Source organism: Streptomyces sp. enrichment culture (genome assembly GCF_964272895.1).
Lineage (GTDB): Bacteria > Actinomycetota > Actinomycetes > Streptomycetales > Streptomycetaceae > Streptomyces.
On the sequence record NZ_OZ186832.1, the window covers coordinates 7,418,896 to 7,440,339 of the forward strand.

The following is a 21,444-nucleotide window of genomic DNA, read 5'->3' on the forward strand; positions in this document are numbered from 1 at the left end:
CGCTGCTTGAGCCCAGGCGGCTGCCATCACGCCGGTCCTTGTCCCCTCCTGCGCCGTCTGCCTCGCCACCTGCCGCCTTCTGTCGAGAGCCCGAGGACACGAGGCTGCAGGTCTCGCCGCAGCGGCGGGCGTCGGCGAGGAAGGCGAGCGCGGTGTCGGTGAACCTCGCCAATACTCGGTGGGAAATCAACGCCCCCGCCCCTGAGGGAGCGGGCCCCGAATGCCGGGCGTTGGATCGGGGCCCGCTCGTACGAGTGCCGCGGGGGCCAGCACGTGTCCCGCGGCACAGCGCACTCACCGCCGAGGGGTCGCGCGTCCGCCGTCAGCATGGGCCGCTATCGGCCCGCCAGGTAGCCGGCAGCCCGCTCGGCAGTCTCATGAACCGCAAATGAAACGACGCCTTAGAGGCACCTGTAGTCCTCCCTATGGCAACCCACAGCCCCGATCTGTCGGCGCTCAGAATCCGGAGTTGTCGAGGTGGCCTTCTCTTCCCAGTAAAAGTGGATTCGCCAGGGGCCGCCGACCACATTGGGAGTTTCGATGTCCCATGAATGTGCATGGGTTCCGGCGGAGCACTTCCAGCTCGTCGAGGCCGTGGCAATGACAGACAACGAGTAGTCATATGCCTTGGCGTACAGCCGGCGACAGCTTCCGGCGCCGCTGGGAATGTAGTGCCGTCCTTCGACGTGGACGGACTGGTTGTACCAGGTATTCGTGCCGTTCACGGTGGCATTTCCGTACGACCTCTCCCAAGTGTTGCTTTCTCCGTAAGCCTCAGCAGGCCCCGTGGCGAAAGTGCACATGGCGACGGCAGCCGCGGCAACGCTCAAGGTGCTCTTCGTTCGCTTCATGAGCTTCTTCCCTAATCCGATCTGCGAAAGGACTCCGAGAATCCTTATGCTCGTGGAAATGATGAGTGGCGACATCTGCGGATGGCCTCAATCTACAGGCAAATACGAGAATGTCTTCGACCCGTCCGTCAGATGTCCGAGTGCGCCCTGCGTCGTCGCGTCTCAGGCGGGCAGTTTGGGCTGCAGGGCGGCGGAGACCGTGTCGAAGATGCCCCAGTAACCTTCGACCCAGCTGCTGTCGGGGAGGCCGGTCGCCGTGTTGACGTGGGTGAAGGCTTCGACGCCGACCCAGCCCTGGAACGTTCCGGAGTCGTCGATGATCTGGAGCATGGGCCGGGGGTGGGAGTTGTACTTGTAGCAGGGCTGGCCCTGGGCCAGGGACTGGCACCAGTACTCCTCGGTGTTCCGGCGTCCGCCGCCGATCTCCGCGATGTATCGCACGCGGTCCTTGTCCGTTCCGGCGCAGCTGGTGTTGGGCTGCAACCAGCCCATGCAGGAGCCGCTCGAGCAGACCTTCCACGGGTTAGTCGTGTTGCCGAAGGTCCACGTGCCACCGGAGCCTTCGCGCCCCACGATGCCCGTGCGAGTGGCCGGGTCGGAAGAGGAGGCTTTTGCCACGACGAACGCGCCCTTGTAGGGCTGGGCGTTGTAGCGGGGGTCGTTGACGAGCTGGCTCATGGTGGCGCGGCTGACTCGGTCCAGCGACGCGTTGCTTCCGTACCCGATGCCGAAGTTCGCGGTGTAGTCGGAGAATTCGCCGGGGGCCGGGATCTGGACGTTGTTGCCGTACGCGCCGTAGAAGGTGGGACTGGTGATGCGGGCCGCGGCACCGCCGGCGAGCCCGGTTTCCAGGTTCCACCGCTCGGTGAGGGTGTTGCTCAGCGGTGTGCCGGCAGAGTTCTTGGACCAGGTGACGATCAACCGTCCGTCGGACGCGTAGGCATAGGTGCCCTGGAAGCCGCCGGTGGGCGAGCCGGCGAAACCGTCGACCGTCCGGATCGCGCACGTGGGGACGTTCCCCCCGCAGTCGGCGGTCACCGTGTCCACGCGCATGGGCTGATCACGCTGGGCCCAGTTCCAGTAGTTCGTGGTCACGGTGCCGTCGGTGGAGAAGACGTAGTAGCCCAGGCGTACCCAATTGCGGTAGTTGTTCTTGTCGGCGGTGTCCATGTGTCCCACGGAGACCACCCAGTTCATCTTGCCTCCGGGCAGAGACTGGGCGGCTTCGGCGGGTGACGCGGTGGCCAGTTGCGAGGCGAGGAAACCAAGTACGGCCAGTACGGCCGTGGTCGTGGTTGTCGCCAGACGTCTCATCACTCGTATCAAGGTCTCTCCTTGGTGGCCGTGCGGGGCCGGTCCTGCCGGTCGCCGGCGTGTTGGGGCACCTGTCTTTACCCGCTCGGGCCGATCGGGTTCACGGCGCCGGACGACCGGCGTGAACCCGATCGCGCCGACCGGGTAAAAGGGGATGCGCCACTGACACGGCAGATCTGGAGGACCACGTGAACGGCCGGCACCTCGACGTCGGCGATGATGCGGACATCATCGCCGACTCATTGACACAGCCTGAGGCCTTCGGTGCTCTCTTCCACCGCCACGCTGCCGCCATCCAGCGGTACGCAGCCCGCCGTCTGGGCGAGGAGGCAGCCGATGACATCACGGGGGAGACATTCCTTGCCGCGTTCCGTTCGCGCGGAACGTACGACCTCGCCCGGCGGAACGCACTGCCGTGGTTGTACGGCATAGCGGCCAACCTCATCGGCAAGCAGCACCGTGCCGAGGTCCGTGCACTCAAGGCCATGGCGCGCAGCGGGCACGACCCGGTGGCGGATTCGTGGACGGACCTTTCCGACAACCGGGTCACGGCACAGGCGATGCACGGTGCGATCGCCAGGGCCCTGGCCGAGTTGTCTACGGCGGACCGTCATGTACTCCTGCTGTTCGCGTGGGCGGATCTGAGCTACCTGGAAGTGGCGGAAGCGCTGTCCATACCAGTGGGCACGGTGCGCTCACGCCTGAACCGCGCCAGAAGGAAGGTGCGCGCCTCCCTCGACGGTGAGGCCGTCAACGTCGTATGCGAACTCCGGGAGGCGCTGAACCTTGGATGAGATGGAAGCGGTGCGGGACTTCCGCAGCGACGCCCCTGTACCCGACCGCGTACATCTGGCGGGTGTCGGCAAGCGGCTGTTCGACGAGATCTACGAGGCGCCGAACAGACGGAGCGGATGGAAGCTCACGGCCGTCGCTGCGGCATGCGCCGTGGCGGCAGCGGCCACATTGTCCGTCTTGCCTTGGAAGGCCGGCGGTCAGGGCGCCGCGGCATCGGTTCCGGGCGCAGAGCGGTGGGTGTACCAGAAGGTCAGGTGGAACACCTGGCAATGCGACACCGGTGCCAGTACACGAGGTCCCAGCGAGGTGGTCTCCTTCAACCTCGGTTCCCTCACGCAGCCTTGCCGGACCGAGGCCGCACAACCTGTCGACCAGGAGAAGTGGGTGCGCTACGACGGGGGAGCGCTCGCTACGGCTGACGAGAGCACGAAGGACCCGGACGACGTCGACGTGTGGAAAGGGCAGTATCAGCACGCATGGCAGATGCTTCCGCCTCAGCCGTCGGACGCTCTTGTGGCAGCGCTGCCCGACGACCCCGAGAAGGCTCTGCGGGCCATCCGTGAGCGTTCCATTCCCAGCCGCCACGCCGAGGCGCGGCACATGACTGAGGGGCAGCGAGACTTCGTCGAGGTGGTGGAAATCCTGGCCGGTTGCTCTCGCCTTCCCGAAGCGAAGGCCAGGACCATCTACAGCGTATTGATGGGACTTCCTGGCTCGACACGTCCGACGCCGGTGACCGATGGCGCGGGACGTCCGGCTGTCGCCATCGGCGTCGACGGCAGTTATCGGGACTACTCGAACGAGCGGAATGGGATGCAGGTGCTGCTCGACCCGACAACGTACTCCTATCGGGGCGTGCGGTACGTGGCAGGAATCGACTACCGGGTGGGGGGCTCGTCCGGCCCTCTGGTGAAGAAGGGCACCGTCGTCGCCACGGCGACAAGAATCGCGACGGACGTCGTCGACGATGCCGGCCGGCGCGCTTGAAGGACATTCAGCTCCAACGGGCCGTATGTGTACGGGCGTTAGCTTCTTGACAGGAGCTCGTTCGCAGCCTCGGCCGCAGCCTTCAACGCCTGCTCGGGGCTCTTCCTTCCCGTCAGCGCGGCGCGGATCTCCGGCGCCAGCAGCTGCATGACGCGGCGCGCCGATGGGTGAGGCTCACCGGGGAAGGCACTGGCCAGGGCTGTCTGGTACTCACGTGCGTAGGGAGAGTCACTGGGCACGGTGACATCTGCACGAGGGGAGAAGAATCCACTCTCACGCCCGAGCGATTTGATTTGACGCGGCTTCAGCATGAAGGAGAGAAATTCCTCCGCTCCCGCTTTGTTGCCGTTTGAACTGATAGCCAGTGCACCAGGCATGCCGAAGGCCACTTCCTTGGCTGGACCCTTGAGCGGAGCACCGACGAGAACGTTGTCCGGACCCCAGAGCCGGGCAGCAAGTTCGGCATTGCGCAATACCACGGCGAAGCCCATGGCGGCCTGCTGACGTCCCAGGGCGTGGCCGGCCAGCAGATTGGTGTTCTGCAATGACGAAGGTGGGATGGCTCCTGTTTTGTACAAGTCCGTAAGGAACGTCAGAGCCTCGATACCTTCCGGTCCGTCGAATGCAACCCTGCGGCCGTCTTCGGTGAAAACTCGCCCACCGGCTTGCCAAAGCAGAGGATAGAAATTGAGGTTGAGAGAGGCGTCGTCGTGGGCGGAGTAGTCGAGGAGCGCGAAACCCGCCGCCCTCGTCTTTACGGCCGCAGCTCGCAACTCGTCCCAGGAGCCGGGCGGCCTCGTCACACCGGCCGATTTGAGCAAGCGCATATTGTATATGGTCGTGGCAACGGTCTGATAAATCGGTGCCGCGTAGATACGCCCACCCTGGCTCACTGCGCCGACAGCGGTCGGTAGGAATCTGCCCGCACTGTCACCGAGTACTCGGTCCACCGGGCTGATCCAGCCCTCCTCCACCAGCCGCGGAATCTGGTCAGGGGCCAGAAGAGCGACATCAGGACCCTTGCCGCGGGCGAATGCAGCGACCAAGCGCTCGTCCCGTCGCTCCCATGATTGGTGCCGGAAGATCAGATCCGTCCCCGGAGCATAATCCTCAAACTCGCGTTCAATTCTGTCCCAGTAACGCTGGTTCATGTGCGTATCGGCAATAACCGGATACATCCAGACCGTCACAGTCCTACGACCCTCATCGAGGGCCCGGTCACTTCCCGGCAATGAGCAAAGAATCACCAGGACCAGTGCCGTGACGACACGCTTAGGCATTGACCCCGACATTGCCCATTCACCCTCCCCCATCCGGAACGCTGGCGCTGGTCACGCGCCGCGCGCACCGTGATTAGTGCTTCGAGACTGCAGAATACGCGACGTCATCAGGCAGAACCGGACGCGGTGGGTTTCCACCGGTGCTGAGCCCTCCCGCAACCTCGCCCAGGACGCCGAGGACCGCACTCGGCGGCCGGGCCGGGAGCGCGGGACCCTGTCCGCCGAGTGCGGGCTGCATCGGCAAGCCGGGGACTCATGCCGACATCTACTTGTCAGCTGGAGAAGGAGCCTGGCATCAACTCCTGTGCCATGGGGTCCAGTAGGCGTGCTGCGGTAATGCAGGCGAGGGTGCCGTCGGTGGGCCAGCGCCGGTAGGGCCCAGGGCATGCGTGAGCTGTTTCCAGGGCTGGCCGGTGCAGGCGATGTGGACGACGGGCCCTGAGGCTGATCGCCGACGTGGCCGTGATGCCGGAGGGCGTCGGCGGCTGCTTCGTCTCCGGCGGCTGGCCGGAAATCTGTCCGTACTCGTGACCGCCCGCAACACGGCGCGCTGCACCCGTGACCTCGGCGACCGAGTGCCGCTCAGGATCGCTGTGTCCGACAGGCCCACTCCTCCACCCACAACGCGCTGCGGATCATCGGTGTCGAGCCCTTCCCCCGCGCCCACAAGAGGGCACCGCGTCACAGGAGGCAGCCTCCGGGCGGCACTGCGCGCGTACCCCGACCCCGCGGACATCGTCGGGGTGGTGGCGACCGCTGGCACGACCAACGCCGGCATGTCGACGACCTCGACGGCGTCGCCATGGCGCCCATGACTCCGACCTGTGGTTCTCTCCCGCCGTGCACGGCACACAGGCATACTCAAATGCCGTAGGGACCGGGCTCGCTCGCGCCGCCGACGCCGCGGCGCTGATTCGCGCCACTCCACAGCTGGAACTGATCCGCGCCCCTGAACTCTCCGTCGTACTCTTCCCGCACATCTGCTGGACCCATGAGGACTACACGGCCTGGCCGCAACGGTTGCTCGCATACGGGCCGGCTTCGTCCCCCCGACCGGCTCGGAGTCGGAGACCGTCTGCCGGCTCGCATTCGTGCACCCGGCAACCTCCATCAAATCGGTGGGGGTGAGTCTCGACGGTTTGGCCTGAGCGGCGTCCAGCACGTGTCCAGCGTGGGGTGATCGGCCGAGCCGCCCCTGTGGTCACCCTGTACGAACCGGCCGCGCACACAGGGAGGAGCCTGGGCTGCGGCCTTTGGACGAGCGGGCTCCGTGGTTGCCCAACCGCCGCCGGCGCTCTGGTGGCGACGGGGCTTACCGTCCAGAACATCATCGTGCTCACCGTGGTCCCCGCGGCGCTTGGGGTGGCCGTGGCCCTCGCCGTCGCGATGACAGCGGAGCCTCGCCACCAAAGGACAGGGCGAAGCGTCCTGGTAGTGCTTCGTTACGTCCAGTGATCTCGCCTGCTGGTGGGCATCGTTGTGCTGTGAGGCTGAGGGAGGTGAAACGGCTCCGAGGTGAGTTGTCAGAGTTCGTTGCCGTGGAGTGGGAACTGTTCCTGCCCCAGGATTGGGCGGATGACCGCAAGCGGCGGCAGGCTGCCCGAGTCCCCGACAGCGTAGGACATGTGTCCAAAACGTGGCCGGCCCTGGGCTTGCTGGACCGGCTGACTGCATGGCTGCCGACAGTGCCAGTGATGGTGGCCGACTCCGGCTATGGCCGCAGCGTCTCCTTCCGGCTCGCCCTGGAGGAACACGGCTGGTCATACGTCATGGCCGTCGATCCCAAGAAGACCGTCCTGCTGGCAGCGGCCGAGCCTTACCCGCCCCCCTACGGCGGGCTGGGCCCGCCCCCTTTGCCCCGCTACCGTCAGGCGTCGCGGCCCTTGTCCGCCCTCGCCGATGCCGGCACCCCCTTTCGAGGAGGTCACCTGGCGTGAGGGCAGCAAGGCATGATGACCTCGCGGTTCGCCGTGCTCGAGGTGCGGCCGTCGGGTAAGGAAGCCTGCCGGACGGCCCAGGAACGAGCCGGGGGACGCAGCCGGTGGGAACGGAGTCCTCCCGCACAATGCCTGCTCCTCCGGCGCCGTGTCGGAGCCGGTCAGTGGGAGTCAGCAAGGGGAGCCGTGCCTGAAGAAGGCTCCCTGCTCGGCTCCGGCCGGTCTGAGATCACACGTAGTGCCAGGTCCCCTCGCACTGCACGATCGCGCCGCTGGAGGATGCGTGGCAGGCGCGCGAAGCCATGCTGCGCACCATGTAATTGCTGTAGACGAACTGCTTGAATTCGAAGTCTCCGTTCGTGGAACAATCCACCAGGCCGGTGTTGCGGGTGTGGCGGTGTCCGACCCATCCGCCGTCGTAGATCTCGTAGCTGATCTGCAAGGTGGCGCAGTACCCGTCGGTGCGCTGGTCCTCCACGCCGAAACTCATCGCGGCGTAGCCGCCGTCGCTCCACATGTTCGCCCATTGGTGCACGCCGCCGACGACGCTGCCGGACTGGCCTGTCCAGCCGAAGGACGAGTTCGGAGATGTGCTGGAGTTGTACCAGTCGTCGGTCGTATGTGCGCTCGCTGTGCCGGGAAGCGCGAAAATGAGCGCTGCGGCGGCGAGCAGGGCCATGATGAGGCGTCTCATGAGTCCCCCTTCATGTGTGTGTAGCCGTCATCTTCCACACTCCGCAAGCCCGACAGCACGGCGAGAACGAGCCAATGTCAGACCGGATCCAGCTGCCGGGACAGAGAACACGGTGGCTCACCGTGAGAGGCGGAACCACCGACTTGGGCTGCGCGTCGAAAGGCCATGACTGAAAGAGCTGGACGAATAACCCTTGCCCTAGCGCTCGCGGTGGGAGTGCTCACGGGCTGCACCCAGGCCGACGAGGGCGCAGGCGCCGTCCGGGCGACACCGTCCGGCCGGACGATTCCCTTTGACCTCTATACACATTGCGGAATCGACGAGGCCCGCATCGGCTCAACGTACTTCGAAGCGGAGACCCCGCTCTCCGATGGCTCGGGAAACCCGCCTGAGGGGTGGGACAACCCCACCCAGCGCGGCACGATGACCTTGAAGTCCGAGACGGAGGCCGTCTTTACCGACGATGCCGGGCATGAGGTGAGGTTCCGTGCCCGGCCCGGTGCAACCGCCTTCAAGCGCCTCTGCAGTTAGTACCCAAGCCCTGGTCGGGTCCTCACGTCTGCGTCGTGGCCCGTCGCCGGTCATGGCTGGCACCTGATCGTGCCTGGTGGCGCCGCAGCCAGGGTGGACCAGCAGAGCCGGAGCTGCGTGTTCCGGGAGGACCGGTGCGGTGGGGGAACGCTGTCGCCTGGCGTCACACGTCCTTTCGATCACCTCTTGGATGTGCGGGCCGTTGCCCCGGTGGGGTTCACCGGGGCAACGGCCGAGGTGGCGGCCGGACGGTGGTTCGGCTCAGGACAGCGCTTTGTAGGTCTGCCAGCCGGTGCCGATTCTCACTGCCCGGTTGAAGGTCCCGGTCCCGGTGCCGGCGTGCCGGTGGAGGTTTCCGCTGGTGTCACGGGCGACGAGGTCGGCCTTGCCGTCACCGGTGATGTCCCCGACGCCGACGACCGTGTCGTACGTGCTGCCCCAGCCGGCGGCCAGTTTCACGCGGGCGGCGAAGGTGCCGTTGCCCCTGCCGGTGTAGCGGTAGAGGTTGTTGTACCTGTCCTGCACGATGAGATCGCCGATGCCGTCGGAGTTGATGTCTCCGGCCCCGACGACCTTCTTGTACGTCTTCCAGTTGTCGGCGAGTGTCACGCGCGCGGCGAGCCTGCCGGTGCTGGTGCCCTTGTACAGGTACGTCGTGCCGGTCGAGGCGTGGCGGGCGATCAGGTCGGGCAGGCCGTCGCCGGTGAGGTCTCCGGGGGAGGTGAGTACGTCGTACTGGTTCCATCCGGTGCCCAGCGCCGTGTAGGGGGTCGTCGGCTTCGGCACTGTGCCGCAGGCGGGCTTGTACAGGCGCAGGCTCCCGTCGCCGGGCCGGACGAGGACGTCGGCGCAGCGGTCGTTGTTCAGGTCGCCGAACGGCACCGCCCGGACCGATGCGGGCCAGCCGCTCGCCGACACGGTCCCGGAGAACTTCCCGGCCCCGTCACCCCGGTGGAAGGTCAGCGTCCCGGCGGAGTTCACGCTCAGCAGGTCGCCGATGCCGTCGGGCAGCGACGAGGCGCCGACGTGGTCCCGCCACACGGCCGTGCCGCCCGTCAGACGCACCGTCCCGGACTGCACCAGGGGTGAGCCCTGCCCGTCCGCGGGCTGGGCGGTCAGTGTCCAGGTATACGAGCCGTTCGGCAGCAGCCCGCCGCGAGCATCGCGGCCGTCCCACTTCGCCGCGATCGAGTACTGCGCTGCTCCGCCGCTGCGGGTGGCCACCAACCGGCCGGTGCCCTTGTGCCGCAGCTCCACCTTCCAGGAGGCGGCCGGTTCGGACAACCACCACTCACCGCGCCAGGACAGCGGCGTGGAGTCCGTCTCGGCGCGGGTGGTGACGTTCTTGTACGGGGAGATGAGGGCCGCTGCGGGCCGGCCGGTGTGCAGGACGTGGACGGCCTGGCCGGCGGTGGTGTAGGCGAGGCTGCCGTCGCGGGGGTCGATCGCCACGAGCCCTGCCGTATCCGTCGCCCACTGCCGCACGGCCGTCCCCGTGGCCAGCCCGTACACGGCCAGCGCCCGCCCGCTGCGGACGGCGACGAGACCGTCCCCCAGGAACGCCTGCCCGGCAGAAGCAAGCCGGACGTTCTTCCTGCTCTGCAGGTCGTACACACCTGCGGTGTCGGCCGTGCTGGTGCCGCACTTCCAGTACAGCCACCGGCCCACCGCCTGCAGTCCGAACATGTGGGTGCATCCGGTGCCTGCCGCGAAGGAGGTCAGCGGGGTGCAAGGGCTGACAGCCCCATGCAGCCAAATGCCCGGGACCGAACCCTCTGCAACACCTTTTGGAGTCTGTCCTCAAACCCTCTGCCGGGGGTGCGTGCGCCGGCGAGGAAGGCCGCGAGCTCGGCGTAGAAGTGCATGCCGGACGGCACGAACATGACGGTCCGGTCCGGGGCGACGTACACCTTGCCCCCACCACGTCCGGCCTGTACGACACACACGCCCGCGCCGTCCGCCAGCTCGATCACGTTCGCCGCCGCGTCCGGTGCGAGGCCGAGAAACGCCTTACCCGTCCCGGCCAGTTGTTCCGTACCGGCCCTTGGCGAGGGGGCGGGGGCGGCGGAGTCGGGTCGGGCACCTTCAGGGCCGGCGCCTTGCAGCCGCATCCGCCCGGCGGCCAGGCACGTGAGCTCGCCGCCCCCTGCTCGGGGAAGCATGCCTCCTCGTTGCTGTGCACGTGGATCTGCCCCAGACAGGGCGGGCCGCCGAACGCCGGCCGCCGACAGACGACCTCACGTCGGCAGTACGCACACCGCACGGCTTCTCCCCGTCCCGGAATGCGTCCCATATCCGCCCCTCAGCTCGCCTCGATGCCGCGCGCCGCGAAGATCTCTCACTTGCCCGGTGCCACGAGCGTGCCGTCGTCCACGGCGGTGACCCGCTTCAGGTTCGGCAACAGCGCGAGGTCGTCCAGGGAGTGGATGTCGAAGAGATCGTCCTCGCCGCCCCAGGCCGGGGCGCAGTGCCGGTAGATCTCCAGGCCGGCGTCCAAGCAGAGCGTCTCTACCTCGGCCAGGAGCACCACGTGAAGCCGCAACTGCATCCGCTGCCCCAGCCGCCCGCCCCCGCGGGAGACCAGCTGGACCACCCGGTCCAGTGCCGGACTGCACACCACCCTCGCGCACTGAGGGCGTTCGCCTGCATGGCACCTCACGCTCGTGCCTGCTTGTGAGAGGAGCCCCGGGATAAGGCCGCCGGGTGAAATCGCGCAGGATGGTCGGAACAGCGTGTCGAGTGCCTGCGCAGGTGGGGGCCAATCCTTTCTGCGAGGAAAGGGAAGCGTGTGCGGACCCTGGCGACCTGCAGTTTTCCAAGCGGGTGAGTGTGGGCCGGGTGGCGCTGCGCCGGGTCAGGTCGCTGCGCGGTCCTGCCGATGGAGCGGGCGGCCCTTGGCGCGCCGCGGTCGCGGCGGCCGCAGGGCCGCTTTCCAACCCGCCGATCTGCCCCATGGAGGAGTTTCCATGCGTGTGTTCTCGCGCTGCCTCGCAGCCGCCGTCCCGCTGATCCTCGCCCCTCTGGCCGCCGCGCCCGGCGCTTCCGCGCAATCGCAGGAGCGGACGGTGCCGGTCGCGGTCACCAAGACGTCCGGGATTCCCATCCCGAACAGCTACATCGTCACGTTGGAGAAGGGCACGGACGCGGCGGCGTTCGTGTCAAAGGTCCCATTGCTGGGAAGGCCGCCTTCACCTACAGCAGCGTGCTGTCCGGGTTCGCGGCGACGCTGACCGAGGCCCAGCTCGGCTACGTACGCAAAGCGCCCGTGGTGACCGGGGTGGAGCAGAACGCCCAGGCCACGGTCTACGAACACAGCGACCGGGCGCTGGGCACCACCGAACTGTGGGGCCTGGACCGAATCGACCAGCGAGACCTGCCGCTGGACAAGCGGTTCTCCACGGCCGGCAACGGAGCCGGTGTGAAGGCGTACGTCATGGACACAGGCATCGACTTCACGTACAACGAGTTCGGTGGGCGGGCTTCGACGCGATCCGAGACGGCCGCAACGGCGCGGACTGCCAGGGCCACGGCACACACGTGGCGGGCACCGTCGGCGGCGGCACGTACGGGGTCGCCCGCAAGGCATCATTGGTCAGCGTGCGCGTCCTGGACTGCAAGGGCTCGGGCGACTACGCCGGCATCATCGCCGGAATCGACTGGATCGCGAAGAACGCCGTGAAGCCCGCCGTCATGAACGCCTCCCTCGGCGGCCCACAGTCGCTGGCCGTTCAACACGGCCGTCGACGCCCTGCACCACGCCGGCGTCCTGCCCGTCGCCGTGGCCGGGAACAGCGCCGCCGACGCCTGTGACGTCTCCCCGGCAGGCGCGGCCGGCGCCTTCACCGTCGGCGCCACGAACGAGGCGGACGAGGAGACCGGCTTCTCCAACTGGGGCCGGTGCCTGTCCGTCTATGCCCCCGGCCGGAACATCCTCTCCGCCAAGCTGGGCGGCGGCAGCATCGCCCACGACGGCACGTCGATGGCGGCGCCCCACGTGGCGGGCGTGGCAGCGCTCTACCTCGCCCAGCACCCCAAGGCGTCCAGCGACGACGTCGCCGAGTGGATTCTGCGGAACTCCACGAAGGACGTGATCGAGGCCATCAGCCGGACATCGCCCAACCGGCTCCTGTACACAAGCGGCCTCTGAGCAGCGATCTCCGGCCGATCACGCCTCTGCCTTGTGCGGGCGCTACCCGGTTGGTCCGGCGGTTCACATCACATCCGTCAGCGGGACATAGGCTCGATCGGCCGCGCGCTGCATCTCCACCAGTTCGTCGAAGGTGCGGGCCACGAGAGCGATGGGTGTGGCGGGTATGCCAAGCGAGACGTGAGGAGACGGATTCCGCCGGCGGTGGCCCAGTGGTCAGGGGCCGGGCCGTGGCGGACGAGTTCGGACCGCGTCTCGCAGTCCGCAGCGGTCGGGCAGGCCACGCCGCAGGCCGGTCAGACCATGATCTGCCAGGGAGCCATCTTTGATGACGGGCAGTAGGTGCCTGCACAATCACGGCATGACCAATGCTGTTGAAGCAGCCTGGCACAGGATCCTCACCACGGCCGGCGAACCTCGTCGGCCGGAAGGATCGCCGCTCTTCGCTGCGTTTGCCGAGCTGGTGCTGGTGGCGCATGCCGAGCCGCTGCTTCGCCAGCTCTATCCCTGGGCCGGTATGTGGGAGCTTCACTTCAGCAGGTGCACGGAGATCCGCCACACCTGGGACATCCCCTACATCGGCACGTTGGGAGACGGCCGTTACTACGTTGAAGGACCGAGCCGCACCAGCCCACGCATTGCTGAGACAGACAGCGCGCAAGCTGCAGTAGCGATGGTCGTCGATCGGCTGCCATTTCATTGCGGCCCGGCCTTCATCGGCAATGCAGAGGAACTGATGGCCTACGAGAGCTCGCGGGACAACAGGTAGATGCGTGGCCGCATATCTCGGAACTGAGAGCAGATGTTCACGGCTTTGCGGAATGATCCAAGGGCAGAGTCTTGGAAACGTTGATGAGAAGCAGCAACGCATCGGCAGCCTGTGTGTCTGAAGCGTCGGGAGGATCACTCTGCGAGACGGCGCTTCCACCAGGGATCTGTGGTCGGTGAGAAGGGATCTGGCAGGGTCCGTGTCAAGAAGCGGTTGTCCAGGGGAGCAACCGCTCCGAGAAGTTCACGTCGCGCCTTGCGATTCATGGCTGAGGCCGCGCCTTGCAGCAGTGTTCGCGCGTGCGTGTCCCTCCAGAGAGTGGTTCCCCATCCGTGGTTGGGGCCGTGGTCCGGCCATGAATGAAGCGCCAGGGCCCATGCTCGGAAGGCGTGGGCGACGTGTCCGGGAGGCAACCGGTAATGCGCTTCGAACTGTGCGATCTGCCGGTTTGTCGCAGCGGACAAGCCAGGGATGACCTGCCGACTTCTGGCGCTCCTGCGACCGGGGCGTTCGGTTCTGATCTCGCCCGGTGACCGGCGAGGCATGGGCACTTCCAGCTGGGAAGACTAGTGACCGTCCGACACTAGATGGCGTCGGTCCCGAAGAGCAAGTCAATTGGCTGCTTGCTGTTCTGGTCGGGCTCGAGTGGGGGCGAGGCGGTTCGACGATGGGTCGCGCAGAGGCGGGGAACGGTGAAGGTCTTGGTCCAACCGGAGAAGGACTCGTTGGACACGACGGCCACGATGTTCATCTCCTCGCGTTCGGTCAGGACCTGGAAAAGGAATTCGGTGTCGCGGCAGTCGAGTTCCATGTAGCCGACCTCGTCGATGCGGAACAGGTCGACGCGGCCGTAGCGGGCGATGGTCTTCGTGAGCTGCTTCTTGTCGACGGCCTCGACGAGTTCGTGGACGAGCTTCGGCGAGGACGTACTTGTCCCGGCCGAGCAGGTGCCGTACTCGATGCGGACTGGCCTGCCCGGCCCACTCGGCGCTGCTCCGGCAGCAGTTGTTGCGCGGCAGGTCCGACGGCAGCCCCGGCACCACGTCCCACACCCGACGCCGGGGTTCAACCCGCGCGAACCGGCCCCCTGTCCGGGACATCAGGGCCGCGAACGTCTCCTGCCTGGCGGGCAGGGTCTACGCTGTGAGGCGCGGCCGCCGCATGATCTTCAGTCCGTGGCCGTGCCCGTCTTCACCGCTCACCGCCCCTCGGTCACGACGTGCGAGGACGGGGCCGCACCCCTTCCGTGTCCCGCACGGGACATGCAGCGTTCGCCCGCCGTCTCGTGCCAGGAGGACACATGCAACGCGGTGAAGTCTGGTGGGTCGACTTCGATGAGCGACGCCCGGTCGTGCTGCTCTCGGACGAGGAGTCATCCGGGTTTCGGGCGATGCAGGTCGTTGCGCCGGCCGGCGTCGACATCAGCGGTCTTGCCGTTGAAGTGGCCGTAGGAGCCCGGGAAGGACTGCCCTTCGAAGGCGTCCTGCGATTCGCATTCCCGCGTCCAGGCTTTACTCCGTGCACATGGCTGACCACCGTGGCTCGGGACGACCTGATCGAGCGGGCGAGCGTGTTGTCCTCCGTGAAGCTCAGCGAGGTAGAAGAAGCCCTCCGTGCCGCTGAACAGAGGAAGGAGTGGACCCCGACGACGGCTGCCAGGATCAACGAGATCAAGGATGCCCGCCGTCTCGCAGGACTCGAGTAGCGGACGCCGTGCTTCCCAGCTCGATCTCGTCACCGACTGACCACTGCCCCGCTGCGGCCCGGCGTTCATCGGCGGCGCAGAGGAACTGACGCCTAGTACGGTACTCGTCGGGCGTCCAGCTATGGGTTTGACGATCACCCTTGGCGGTCGGGTGTACCCGCTGATGGCCGGTTGGACGGGCTGCTCACCCGCCTGCTGAGGCAATGGAGCCCGAGGCCGGCCTGGCGTGGCCCCAGCTGACGCCCAGTTTGTGACGACGCGTTGGCTGGCGGATGCTGAGGAGTCAGGACGGGCACAGGTTCCGAGATCATGGAGCTCTCTAGGCCCTGTGACCTGTTTTGGAAGGCCGTGCCTGCCGACGCATCATCCCCGATCCCGCGGAGAAGCCACGGCTCAGTGCCAGCTCAACTACCACACAACCCGAACTGCCCTGCCTGCCCGGCGTATTGGCGAACCCCACAGCCCCGACCTGCCCCCACCCGGTGGAAGGACATCCACCGGCCGAGCCTGACCTTTCAACCCCGGCCAGTTCCTCACCACCGAAAGCTCTCCCTGCAGTTACGGCATACGCCACGCTCCCCGCAGCCACCCACGGCCCACGGCCCGAGCGGACGGCAAGAAGAGGGGGGGACATATGGGGCCGGGAGCCGGAGGCACTGCCCGTCAAGCGCAGGGGCACCGGTCTCTGCCGGCGGGCTAGGATCTGCAAGCCGTTCATGACTCAAATACAGGAGCTTCCATGTCAAAAAGACACTGGATCCAGATGACCGTCATATTGAGTCTCGTCACTGCCTTCGTGGTCGGCGGTCTGATACTCATCAACGACCACCTTTCCCCTCTTGAGAAGTCCGCATCCCGCTACCTCGGCCACCTCAGCGAGTCGGATGGCCGTGCGGCTTGCTCCATCATGACTCGCAAGGCCCAAGCCGACCTCATGGCCACCTACCGCACGGATAGCTGCGGCGCAGCGGTTCACGAACTGCTCGATCCGCTCACCACAGCCGAAATAAAGCAACTCGCGCAGACCGACACAGGCTCACTCAGGACATCGGGACGACAGGGCTACGTCTCCCTCGACGACAATCCACTCGACCTTTCACAGCTGGTCTTTACAAACGTCGACAACGAATGGCTGCTCAACGAACTCCAATGACCTTCCAAGTGCTTCCTTCGCGCAAACACGACTGGTATCCAGCAGGCGATGACGGCGGTCATCCGGCGGCGGCGATGGCCATGCCGGACCGCTCTGCGTCGTCCTTCGGGTCGCCGGCGTGGACGAGGAACGGACTCGACGCCTGCCTAGCCGCCGACGGCTGCGGGGACGAGCGCCCCATGGTTGACCACGGTGGCGGCGGCCGGGTTGTGGCGGCGGATGGCGTCACCACCCCGCGGTCTCGTTGATAACCATCTGTGCAACCCTGCCGAGGCCGCCTTGGGCCCGTGCTTCGCGCTGGCGATCGGCAGGTGTGCCCTCACGCAGGAGGCGGTGGACGAGGGAAGTGACCTGGCGGGTGTCCCCGGAGGCGTCGAGCGCCGGAGCGATGTGCTCCAGAAGTGCGGCGAGTACATCACCGGCGCTGCGACGCCGGCCCTCCGGGTCGATCAGGGATCCGGAGAGTCCGCGGCGGGCGGCGTGCCAGTTCGCCGCCTGCAGGAGCTCGGGAGGGAGCACGGCCAGCGGCGCGCTCGCCTTGACGTCGGCGATCGCCGTGGCGACCAGGCCGCGGACGACGCCCGCGAGCATCACCGCTTCCTCCGCCCGCAGTTGTACGTCCGGGCAGCGGACCTCGATCGTCGGGTAGCGGTCGGACAGGCGGGCCTGCCAGTACAGCTGCCCACGGTCCATGATCGTGCCCGTGTCCAACAGGCGCTCCACCCGCTGCTCGTAGTCGGCCAGGCTCTCGAAGTGGGGTGGCGGGCCGCTCACGTGCCAACGCCCGAAGACGATGGTGCGCCAACTGGCGAATCCGGTGTCCTCGCCGTCCCAGAACGGCGAGTTGGCCGACATCGCGACCAGGACCGGCAGCCAGGGCCGGATCCGGTTGAGGACCGCGATGCCGACTTCGGAATCGGGCACGGCTGCATGGATGTGCATGCCGTTGATCAGTTGCTCGGCGACGAGTTGAGGCGCCTGCTCGGACATGGCGCGGTAGCGTGCGCCATCGGTGACCGACGGCGGCTTGTGCTCCCTGAGCGGCGGCGTACCGGTGGCGGCCAGTCGGCACCCCTGCGCTTCGGCGGCGGCAGCGAGAGCTTCCCGAAGACGCAGCAGGTGGCCGCCGACCTCGTCGAGCGTGCTGCACACCGGGGTGGCGACCTCCAGTTGCACCCGGAGCAGCTCATCCTGGAGCTCGGATTCCTGGACGGACGGCGCCAGACCGGCCGCGGCCCGTACGCGCGCCGCCGCGGGCACCGGCAGCCATGTGGTCGCGTCCAGGAGTACGTACTCCTCCTCGACCCCGACCGTGATCAGGCTCATGTGTTCCCCGTTCTCGCGTCCGACGCCGCGGCCGCCGGGCGGCACCTGCCGCTGTGCCGCCGTACCGGGGCGGCGTCTCCCCTCACCGGCTGGAGCCCTCTCCGCGGCGTCGGTACCGCGCGGGGAGCAGGTCGCGCATCCGGTCGAAGACACTGAGTGCCACCCCGAGCAGGGCGTTGCCGGGAGGCCGCCGGGGGACCGAGGGGTGGGGGTGGGTGGGGGCGGTGCGGCGAACGATCTCCCACGCGGTCCCGATCTGCCGGAGGTGTGCTGCGTCGCAGGTTTCCTGTAGCCGTGGCAGCAGCAGGTCCTCCTCGTCACGGATGTCTTGCCGGATCAGTGCGAAAGCCCTGGTCACGAGGTCGGCGTGGCGCGGATGCGCCGCATCGGTGCGTTCGATCTCGGCCACGAGTTCGTTGATTTCCTGGTGCTCCGTCTCGACGCGTGCGGTGAGCTCCTCGCCGTCGGCGACCTCCCTCCGCAGGAGGGGCCACAGCACGGTCTCCTCGGCGAAGGCATGGCTGAAGGTCAGCTGGACGATGTCCTTCAGCGTGCGCTCCAGCTCCTCTTCCGTCCCTTCCTCCGTCCCTTCCCGCCCCTCATACCGGGTCATCAGGCGCTCGAGCTCGGCGTGGTCACGTCGCTGACGGACGAGGATGCTGCCCTCGCCCCCCAACTCCTCCACGCTCTGCCGCGCTACCGACGCTCCCATGAGGCCGCTCCTTGGTGCGGGTGCCGGGCGGTCACGGACGTGTGGTCCGGGTGCGGCGCGTGAGCAGGACGCCGAGGGCGATCATGCCGATGCCGAGGATGAAGTGGAGCCAGTTGTCCGCGCTGTTCACGGGTACGAAGTTGGCCGTGCTGTCGTGGTCGATGATCAGCCCGTACAGCCACAGCACCAGGTAGACGGCACCGCCGCCGATGAGGAAGGTCCGGGCGGTCGATGCGGCGCGGGCCATGGCGATGCCCGCGACACCGAACAGCAGATGCACGATGTTGTGCAGGATCGATACCTGGAACACGCCCAGCAGCTTCGCCTCGGAGTGGTGCTCGGCGAACTTCAGCGCGTCGTAGTTCGTGGTGATCCCCGGGATGAATCCCAGAATCCCCACCAGCAGAAAGACCGCCCCCACCAGCAGTGCTGCCTGCTGCACAGGGCTACGTGCGGTGACCGGGCGAGACGACGTGACCATGAGTGACCTCCCTGCACAGAGCCGCCGAGGCGGCACCTCGGGTTCCACTTCGGCGAATACCCCTTTCCGCAGCGATTAGCGGACTCGCGGCGCACTTTGTCGGACGCTGGTCACTGGTCCAGGTTGGTGCTTCCCCCGCACTGTGTGCATGGCTCAGCGTTGGCGCTCTGACCGGCGAAGAGACCAAGTGATCGACCAAGGAGGCTCGCCCGCTTCCTCGATCGGCGCCAAAAGAGGACCACTCAGCACATGGCCAGCCGACGGCGCCAAGGCTGCGCGGCCTGGCTATCAGATAGGGGACTGGTAGCCGAGGATTTTGGAGATTGATCTGAGGGACACATCTCCACCCGAGCACGAACCCCACCGAGCCGCGCACAAGTATCAAGGACGAAACGATAGAGACTGATCATCGCGCACGGCAGTGTGACTGCGGTGACCATTTACTGGAATTCTGTTTCGCAGCCAAGGAGGACGGCGGGCTACGCCGATAAGGGTCACTGCCGCCAGAATGTAGGGACCTTGACGTCGTCGGCCAGACAGGCTGCGTCTTGCACTTCGAACCCCTGCTCAACCGAGCGGCGATCACGGATGGCATCCTCTCGCTAGCGCAACGTGATCGCCTTCCCCCTTGAACCCTCGTCAGCGCGAAGAGGTCCGGCTCGGTGACGCGCGGCGGGGGAGTGGTCATGGGGAGGTCCTGCTGCTGTCAGGCGCTGTGTCCTGTCGGCCGGGTGCGGGGCAGGGGCGGATCAGTCGATGACACGCAACTGGGCGTCGGGCTCGCAGTGGGTGCAGGCCCGCAGCCCGGTGGCGGAGGCGGCGGGCTCCGTCGCGGCTGACTGGCTGGCGCGGTTTCCTGTGAGGCGTGGCACGGCGGGTGGTGCCGTGACGCTCCACCCGCCGGACGGATTCGGTGCGCGCGTGGGCTCAATGCCTGTTCACCGCTGCCGCTCGGCGTGGTAGCGCTGAGCGAGCCGCGCCAGCGCGACGGCGCCAAGGAGCAGGCCGAAGTCGCGCAGGGCGATGTCGTAGTGGTCCGGGATGGTCAGCAGGTTGACGATGATCCCGGCCAGCCAACCGGCTACCAGCCATCCCCCGAAGCGCGGAGCCAGCGCCACCGCGAGGCCGGCCACGATCTCGATCACGCCCACCGCGTACATGGCCGCCTGGGCGCTGCCCGGAACGATGTCGTCGATCCACGGCGCGAGGTAGGTGGGCCAGTCCACGAGCAGGTTGGCGAACTTGTCCAGTCCGAACAGGATCGGCGCCACGGTGAAACCGGTACGGAGGATCACGAACGCCTGGTAGCCGGGGTCGGCGAGCGCCGCCCGCCGCCGGGTAGGGGTCGCGGTGCTTGTGGTTGCGGAGGACATGCCCTCTCTCCTTCTATCGGCAAGCTTCACTTCCCATAGAAGACCTCTCTCGCTCTTTAGTCAATGGCCGTGGGTTTTACACTGGTGTTCATGGACACCCCCAAGGGAGTACGCGACGCCGATGTCTCCGCCATCGCCGCTCTCGACGAGCCGACCCGCAGGAGGCTGTACGACCACGTGGTGCGCCAGCTGAGCCCGGTCAGCCGTGACGAGGCGGCCGCCGCCTGTGGGCTGGCCCGGAAGACCGCCGCGTTCCACCTGGACCGGCTGGCCGACGAGTCGCTGCTGGACGTCGTCTACGAGCGCCGCAGCGGACGCTCAGGTCCGGGCGCGGGAAGGCCGGCCAAGCTCTACCGCCGCTCGGCGAAGCAGGTCGCCGTCAGCCTTCCGGACCGCCGCTACGAACTGGCCGGGCGGCTGCTCGCCCAAGCCGTGGAGGAGTCCGACGCGACCGGCGAGCCGGTACGGGAGGTGCTGTACCGCAAGGCCGAAGAACTCGGCACACAACTGGGCGAGCAGGATAGGACGAACGTCTTCGACTTGCTCGAGCAGTACGGTTTCGAGCCACGCCAAGAGGACGACGCCATCGTTCTGGGCAACTGCCCCTTCCACGCGCTGGCCCAGGCGCACACCCAGACGGTGTGCGGCATGAACCTCCACCTGATGCGTGGTGTCCTCAGCGGCCTGGATGACGCAGGACTCGAAGCTCGCTTGGCGCCCCAGCCAGGACAATGCTGCGTCCGGCTGCAACCGGCCGACTGACCAGACCGGAGCCGCTCAATCGCCGATCAGCCGACGCCAATGTGGAACAGCGATTTTGCTGATCCCGGGCTAAGCACTGTTTTTCCTTATACGGAGCAAGTCGCACGTTAAGGATGAGACAGCAGCTTCACACCTCTCGCCAGTTCTGAACAGACTGACATGACAGGGAACCCGGTGAGCGGCCGAGGAGACATGGCACGTAAGAAGGTGGTGACCGTCGCCGTCCTGGCAGTGGTCTGGCTGCGTAGGTCAGAAGCAGGAACGGTTGTCGGTAGTTTCTGCGAACGACCGCAGGCTGGCAGCCCTGAAGATGGCGGTGAGAAGTAGGAACGGCTGGCGCCCGCATCTCGCGGTCTCGGTGCCAGATTCCCGGACTTATTCGTCTACGAGGGATGATCCCTCCATGGACAGGGTTGTTGATCTTGATGCGCCGTGGGCCGGGGACACGGAGGGGGCTCCGTCGTGAAACGGCATTCGCGCGGGCAGCAGTTGGCGGGTGGGTAAGCAGAGGGTGTGTGGGCGGACGTCATCGAGCAGGTGTGCCGCGAGCTTTCGCGGTTGTAGCACTGCACGCGCCATTCTCAGCCTTCGAAATATTTCGACGGTGTCTGCACTCTGACTGTAAGT

At 67.0% G+C, this 21,444-nt stretch carries 20 protein-coding genes and 2 pseudogenes; 10 read left to right on the forward strand and 12 right to left on the reverse strand.

From position 1 onward, the window contains the following. Positions 1-1,013: 1,013 nt before the first annotated feature. Positions 1,014-2,165 carry a hypothetical protein gene (locus tag ACSU6M_RS33025; protein ID WP_437074789.1) on the reverse strand — a complete coding sequence of 384 codons (1,152 nt, stop codon included), beginning with the start codon at positions 2,163-2,165 and terminating at the stop codon, positions 1,014-1,016. Between the two features lie 188 nt (positions 2,166-2,353). Between ACSU6M_RS33025 and ACSU6M_RS33030 the strand changes: the two genes are divergently transcribed. Beyond that, positions 2,354-2,959, forward strand: a complete 606-nt coding sequence (locus ACSU6M_RS33030) for an RNA polymerase sigma factor (protein ID WP_437074791.1) — start codon at positions 2,354-2,356, stop codon at positions 2,957-2,959. Next, positions 2,952-3,947, forward strand: a complete 996-nt coding sequence (locus tag ACSU6M_RS33035) for a hypothetical protein (RefSeq protein WP_437074793.1) — start codon at positions 2,952-2,954, stop codon at positions 3,945-3,947. Before ACSU6M_RS33030 ends, ACSU6M_RS33035 begins: the two co-directional genes overlap by 8 nt. Before the next feature lie 38 nt (positions 3,948-3,985). Here the strand turns inward: ACSU6M_RS33035 and ACSU6M_RS33040 are convergent, their stop codons facing one another. Further along, positions 3,986-5,227 (reverse strand): ABC transporter substrate-binding protein, encoded by a 1,242-nt coding sequence (locus ACSU6M_RS33040; protein ID WP_437074795.1) that lies wholly within the window; start codon positions 5,225-5,227, stop codon positions 3,986-3,988. A gap of 1,538 nt (positions 5,228-6,765) precedes the next feature. On the opposite strand from ACSU6M_RS33040, the gene ACSU6M_RS33045 reads away from it, so the two are divergent. Next, entirely contained in the window at positions 6,766-7,164 is a 399-nt protein-coding gene (locus tag ACSU6M_RS33045; RefSeq protein ID WP_437074797.1) for a transposase, read from the forward strand. Positions 7,165-7,393: 229 nt separating this feature from the next. Here the strand turns inward: ACSU6M_RS33045 and ACSU6M_RS33050 are convergent, their stop codons facing one another. Further along, positions 7,394-7,858 (reverse strand): hypothetical protein, encoded by a 465-nt coding sequence (locus ACSU6M_RS33050; RefSeq protein ID WP_437074799.1) that lies wholly within the window; start codon positions 7,856-7,858, stop codon positions 7,394-7,396. Positions 7,859-8,023: 165 nt separating this feature from the next. Between ACSU6M_RS33050 and ACSU6M_RS33055 the strand changes: the two genes are divergently transcribed. After that, a complete protein-coding gene (locus ACSU6M_RS33055) occupies positions 8,024-8,389 on the forward strand; it encodes a hypothetical protein (protein ID WP_437074801.1) in 366 nt (121 codons plus the stop codon). A gap of 261 nt (positions 8,390-8,650) precedes the next feature. On the opposite strand, the gene ACSU6M_RS33060 is transcribed toward ACSU6M_RS33055, so the two are convergent. Together ACSU6M_RS33060 and ACSU6M_RS33065 are read right to left on the reverse strand one after the other, a co-directional pair. Next, positions 8,651-10,075: an FG-GAP-like repeat-containing protein gene (locus tag ACSU6M_RS33060; RefSeq protein WP_437074803.1), complete on the reverse strand. Its 1,425-nt coding sequence runs from the start codon at positions 10,073-10,075 to the stop codon at positions 8,651-8,653. Positions 10,076-10,727: 652 nt separating this feature from the next. After that, positions 10,728-11,006: a DUF6892 domain-containing protein gene (locus ACSU6M_RS33065; protein WP_437074805.1), complete on the reverse strand. Its 279-nt coding sequence runs from the start codon at positions 11,004-11,006 to the stop codon at positions 10,728-10,730. A 920-nt stretch (positions 11,007-11,926) separates the two neighbouring features. Between ACSU6M_RS33065 and ACSU6M_RS33070 the strand changes: the two genes are divergently transcribed. The 3 genes from ACSU6M_RS33070 (at position 11,927) to ACSU6M_RS33080 (ending at position 13,305) form a co-directional block, all read left to right on the forward strand. Next, positions 11,927-12,199 (forward strand): S8 family serine peptidase, encoded by a 273-nt coding sequence (locus tag ACSU6M_RS33070; protein WP_437074807.1) that lies wholly within the window; start codon positions 11,927-11,929, stop codon positions 12,197-12,199. After that, positions 12,168-12,536 carry a S8 family serine peptidase gene (locus ACSU6M_RS33075; protein ID WP_437074809.1) on the forward strand — a complete coding sequence of 123 codons (369 nt, stop codon included), beginning with the start codon at positions 12,168-12,170 and terminating at the stop codon, positions 12,534-12,536. Before ACSU6M_RS33070 ends, ACSU6M_RS33075 begins: the two co-directional genes overlap by 32 nt. Before the next feature lie 361 nt (positions 12,537-12,897). Further along, positions 12,898-13,305 (forward strand): DUF6193 family natural product biosynthesis protein, encoded by a 408-nt coding sequence (locus tag ACSU6M_RS33080; RefSeq protein ID WP_437074810.1) that lies wholly within the window; start codon positions 12,898-12,900, stop codon positions 13,303-13,305. A 611-nt stretch (positions 13,306-13,916) separates the two neighbouring features. Here ACSU6M_RS33080 and ACSU6M_RS33085 read toward each other — a convergent pair. Continuing rightward, a pseudogene (locus ACSU6M_RS33085) lies at positions 13,917-14,233 on the reverse strand (ATP-binding protein); the annotation flags it as partial. A 7-nt stretch (positions 14,234-14,240) separates the two neighbouring features. Beyond that, positions 14,241-14,405, reverse strand: a pseudogene (locus ACSU6M_RS33090) (IS701 family transposase); the annotation flags it as partial. Between the two features lie 200 nt (positions 14,406-14,605). Between ACSU6M_RS33090 and ACSU6M_RS33095 the strand changes: the two are divergent. Together ACSU6M_RS33095 and ACSU6M_RS33100 are read left to right on the forward strand one after the other, a co-directional pair. After that, a complete protein-coding gene (locus tag ACSU6M_RS33095; protein ID WP_437074812.1) occupies positions 14,606-15,010 on the forward strand; it encodes a type II toxin-antitoxin system PemK/MazF family toxin in 405 nt (134 codons plus the stop codon). A gap of 763 nt (positions 15,011-15,773) precedes the next feature. Further along, complete coding sequence (locus ACSU6M_RS33100) at positions 15,774-16,163, forward strand: hypothetical protein (RefSeq protein WP_437074814.1); 390 nt, start codon at positions 15,774-15,776, stop codon at positions 16,161-16,163. A gap of 58 nt (positions 16,164-16,221) precedes the next feature. Here ACSU6M_RS33100 and ACSU6M_RS33105 read toward each other — a convergent pair whose 3' ends face one another. The 5 genes from ACSU6M_RS33105 to ACSU6M_RS33125 form a co-directional block, all read right to left on the reverse strand. After that, a complete protein-coding gene (locus tag ACSU6M_RS33105) occupies positions 16,222-16,344 on the reverse strand; it encodes a hypothetical protein (RefSeq protein ID WP_437074816.1) in 123 nt (40 codons plus the stop codon). A 44-nt stretch (positions 16,345-16,388) separates the two neighbouring features. Continuing rightward, on the reverse strand, positions 16,389-17,489 hold the full coding sequence (locus tag ACSU6M_RS33110; RefSeq protein ID WP_437074818.1) for a glutamate--cysteine ligase: 1,101 nt from the start codon (positions 17,487-17,489) through the stop codon (positions 16,389-16,391). A gap of 82 nt (positions 17,490-17,571) precedes the next feature. Beyond that, on the reverse strand, positions 17,572-18,201 hold the full coding sequence (locus ACSU6M_RS33115) for a hemerythrin domain-containing protein (protein ID WP_437074820.1): 630 nt from the start codon (positions 18,199-18,201) through the stop codon (positions 17,572-17,574). A gap of 31 nt (positions 18,202-18,232) precedes the next feature. After that, on the reverse strand, positions 18,233-18,682 hold the full coding sequence (locus ACSU6M_RS33120; RefSeq protein WP_437074821.1) for a DUF4383 domain-containing protein: 450 nt from the start codon (positions 18,680-18,682) through the stop codon (positions 18,233-18,235). Positions 18,683-19,620: 938 nt separating this feature from the next. Then, positions 19,621-20,055: a hypothetical protein gene (locus tag ACSU6M_RS33125; RefSeq protein ID WP_437074823.1), complete on the reverse strand. Its 435-nt coding sequence runs from the start codon at positions 20,053-20,055 to the stop codon at positions 19,621-19,623. 84 nt (positions 20,056-20,139) lie between these two features. On the opposite strand from ACSU6M_RS33125, the gene ACSU6M_RS33130 reads away from it, so the two are divergent. Then, positions 20,140-20,817 (forward strand): helix-turn-helix transcriptional regulator, encoded by a 678-nt coding sequence (locus tag ACSU6M_RS33130; RefSeq protein WP_437075451.1) that lies wholly within the window; start codon positions 20,140-20,142, stop codon positions 20,815-20,817. The last annotated feature ends 627 nt before the right edge of the window (positions 20,818-21,444 follow it).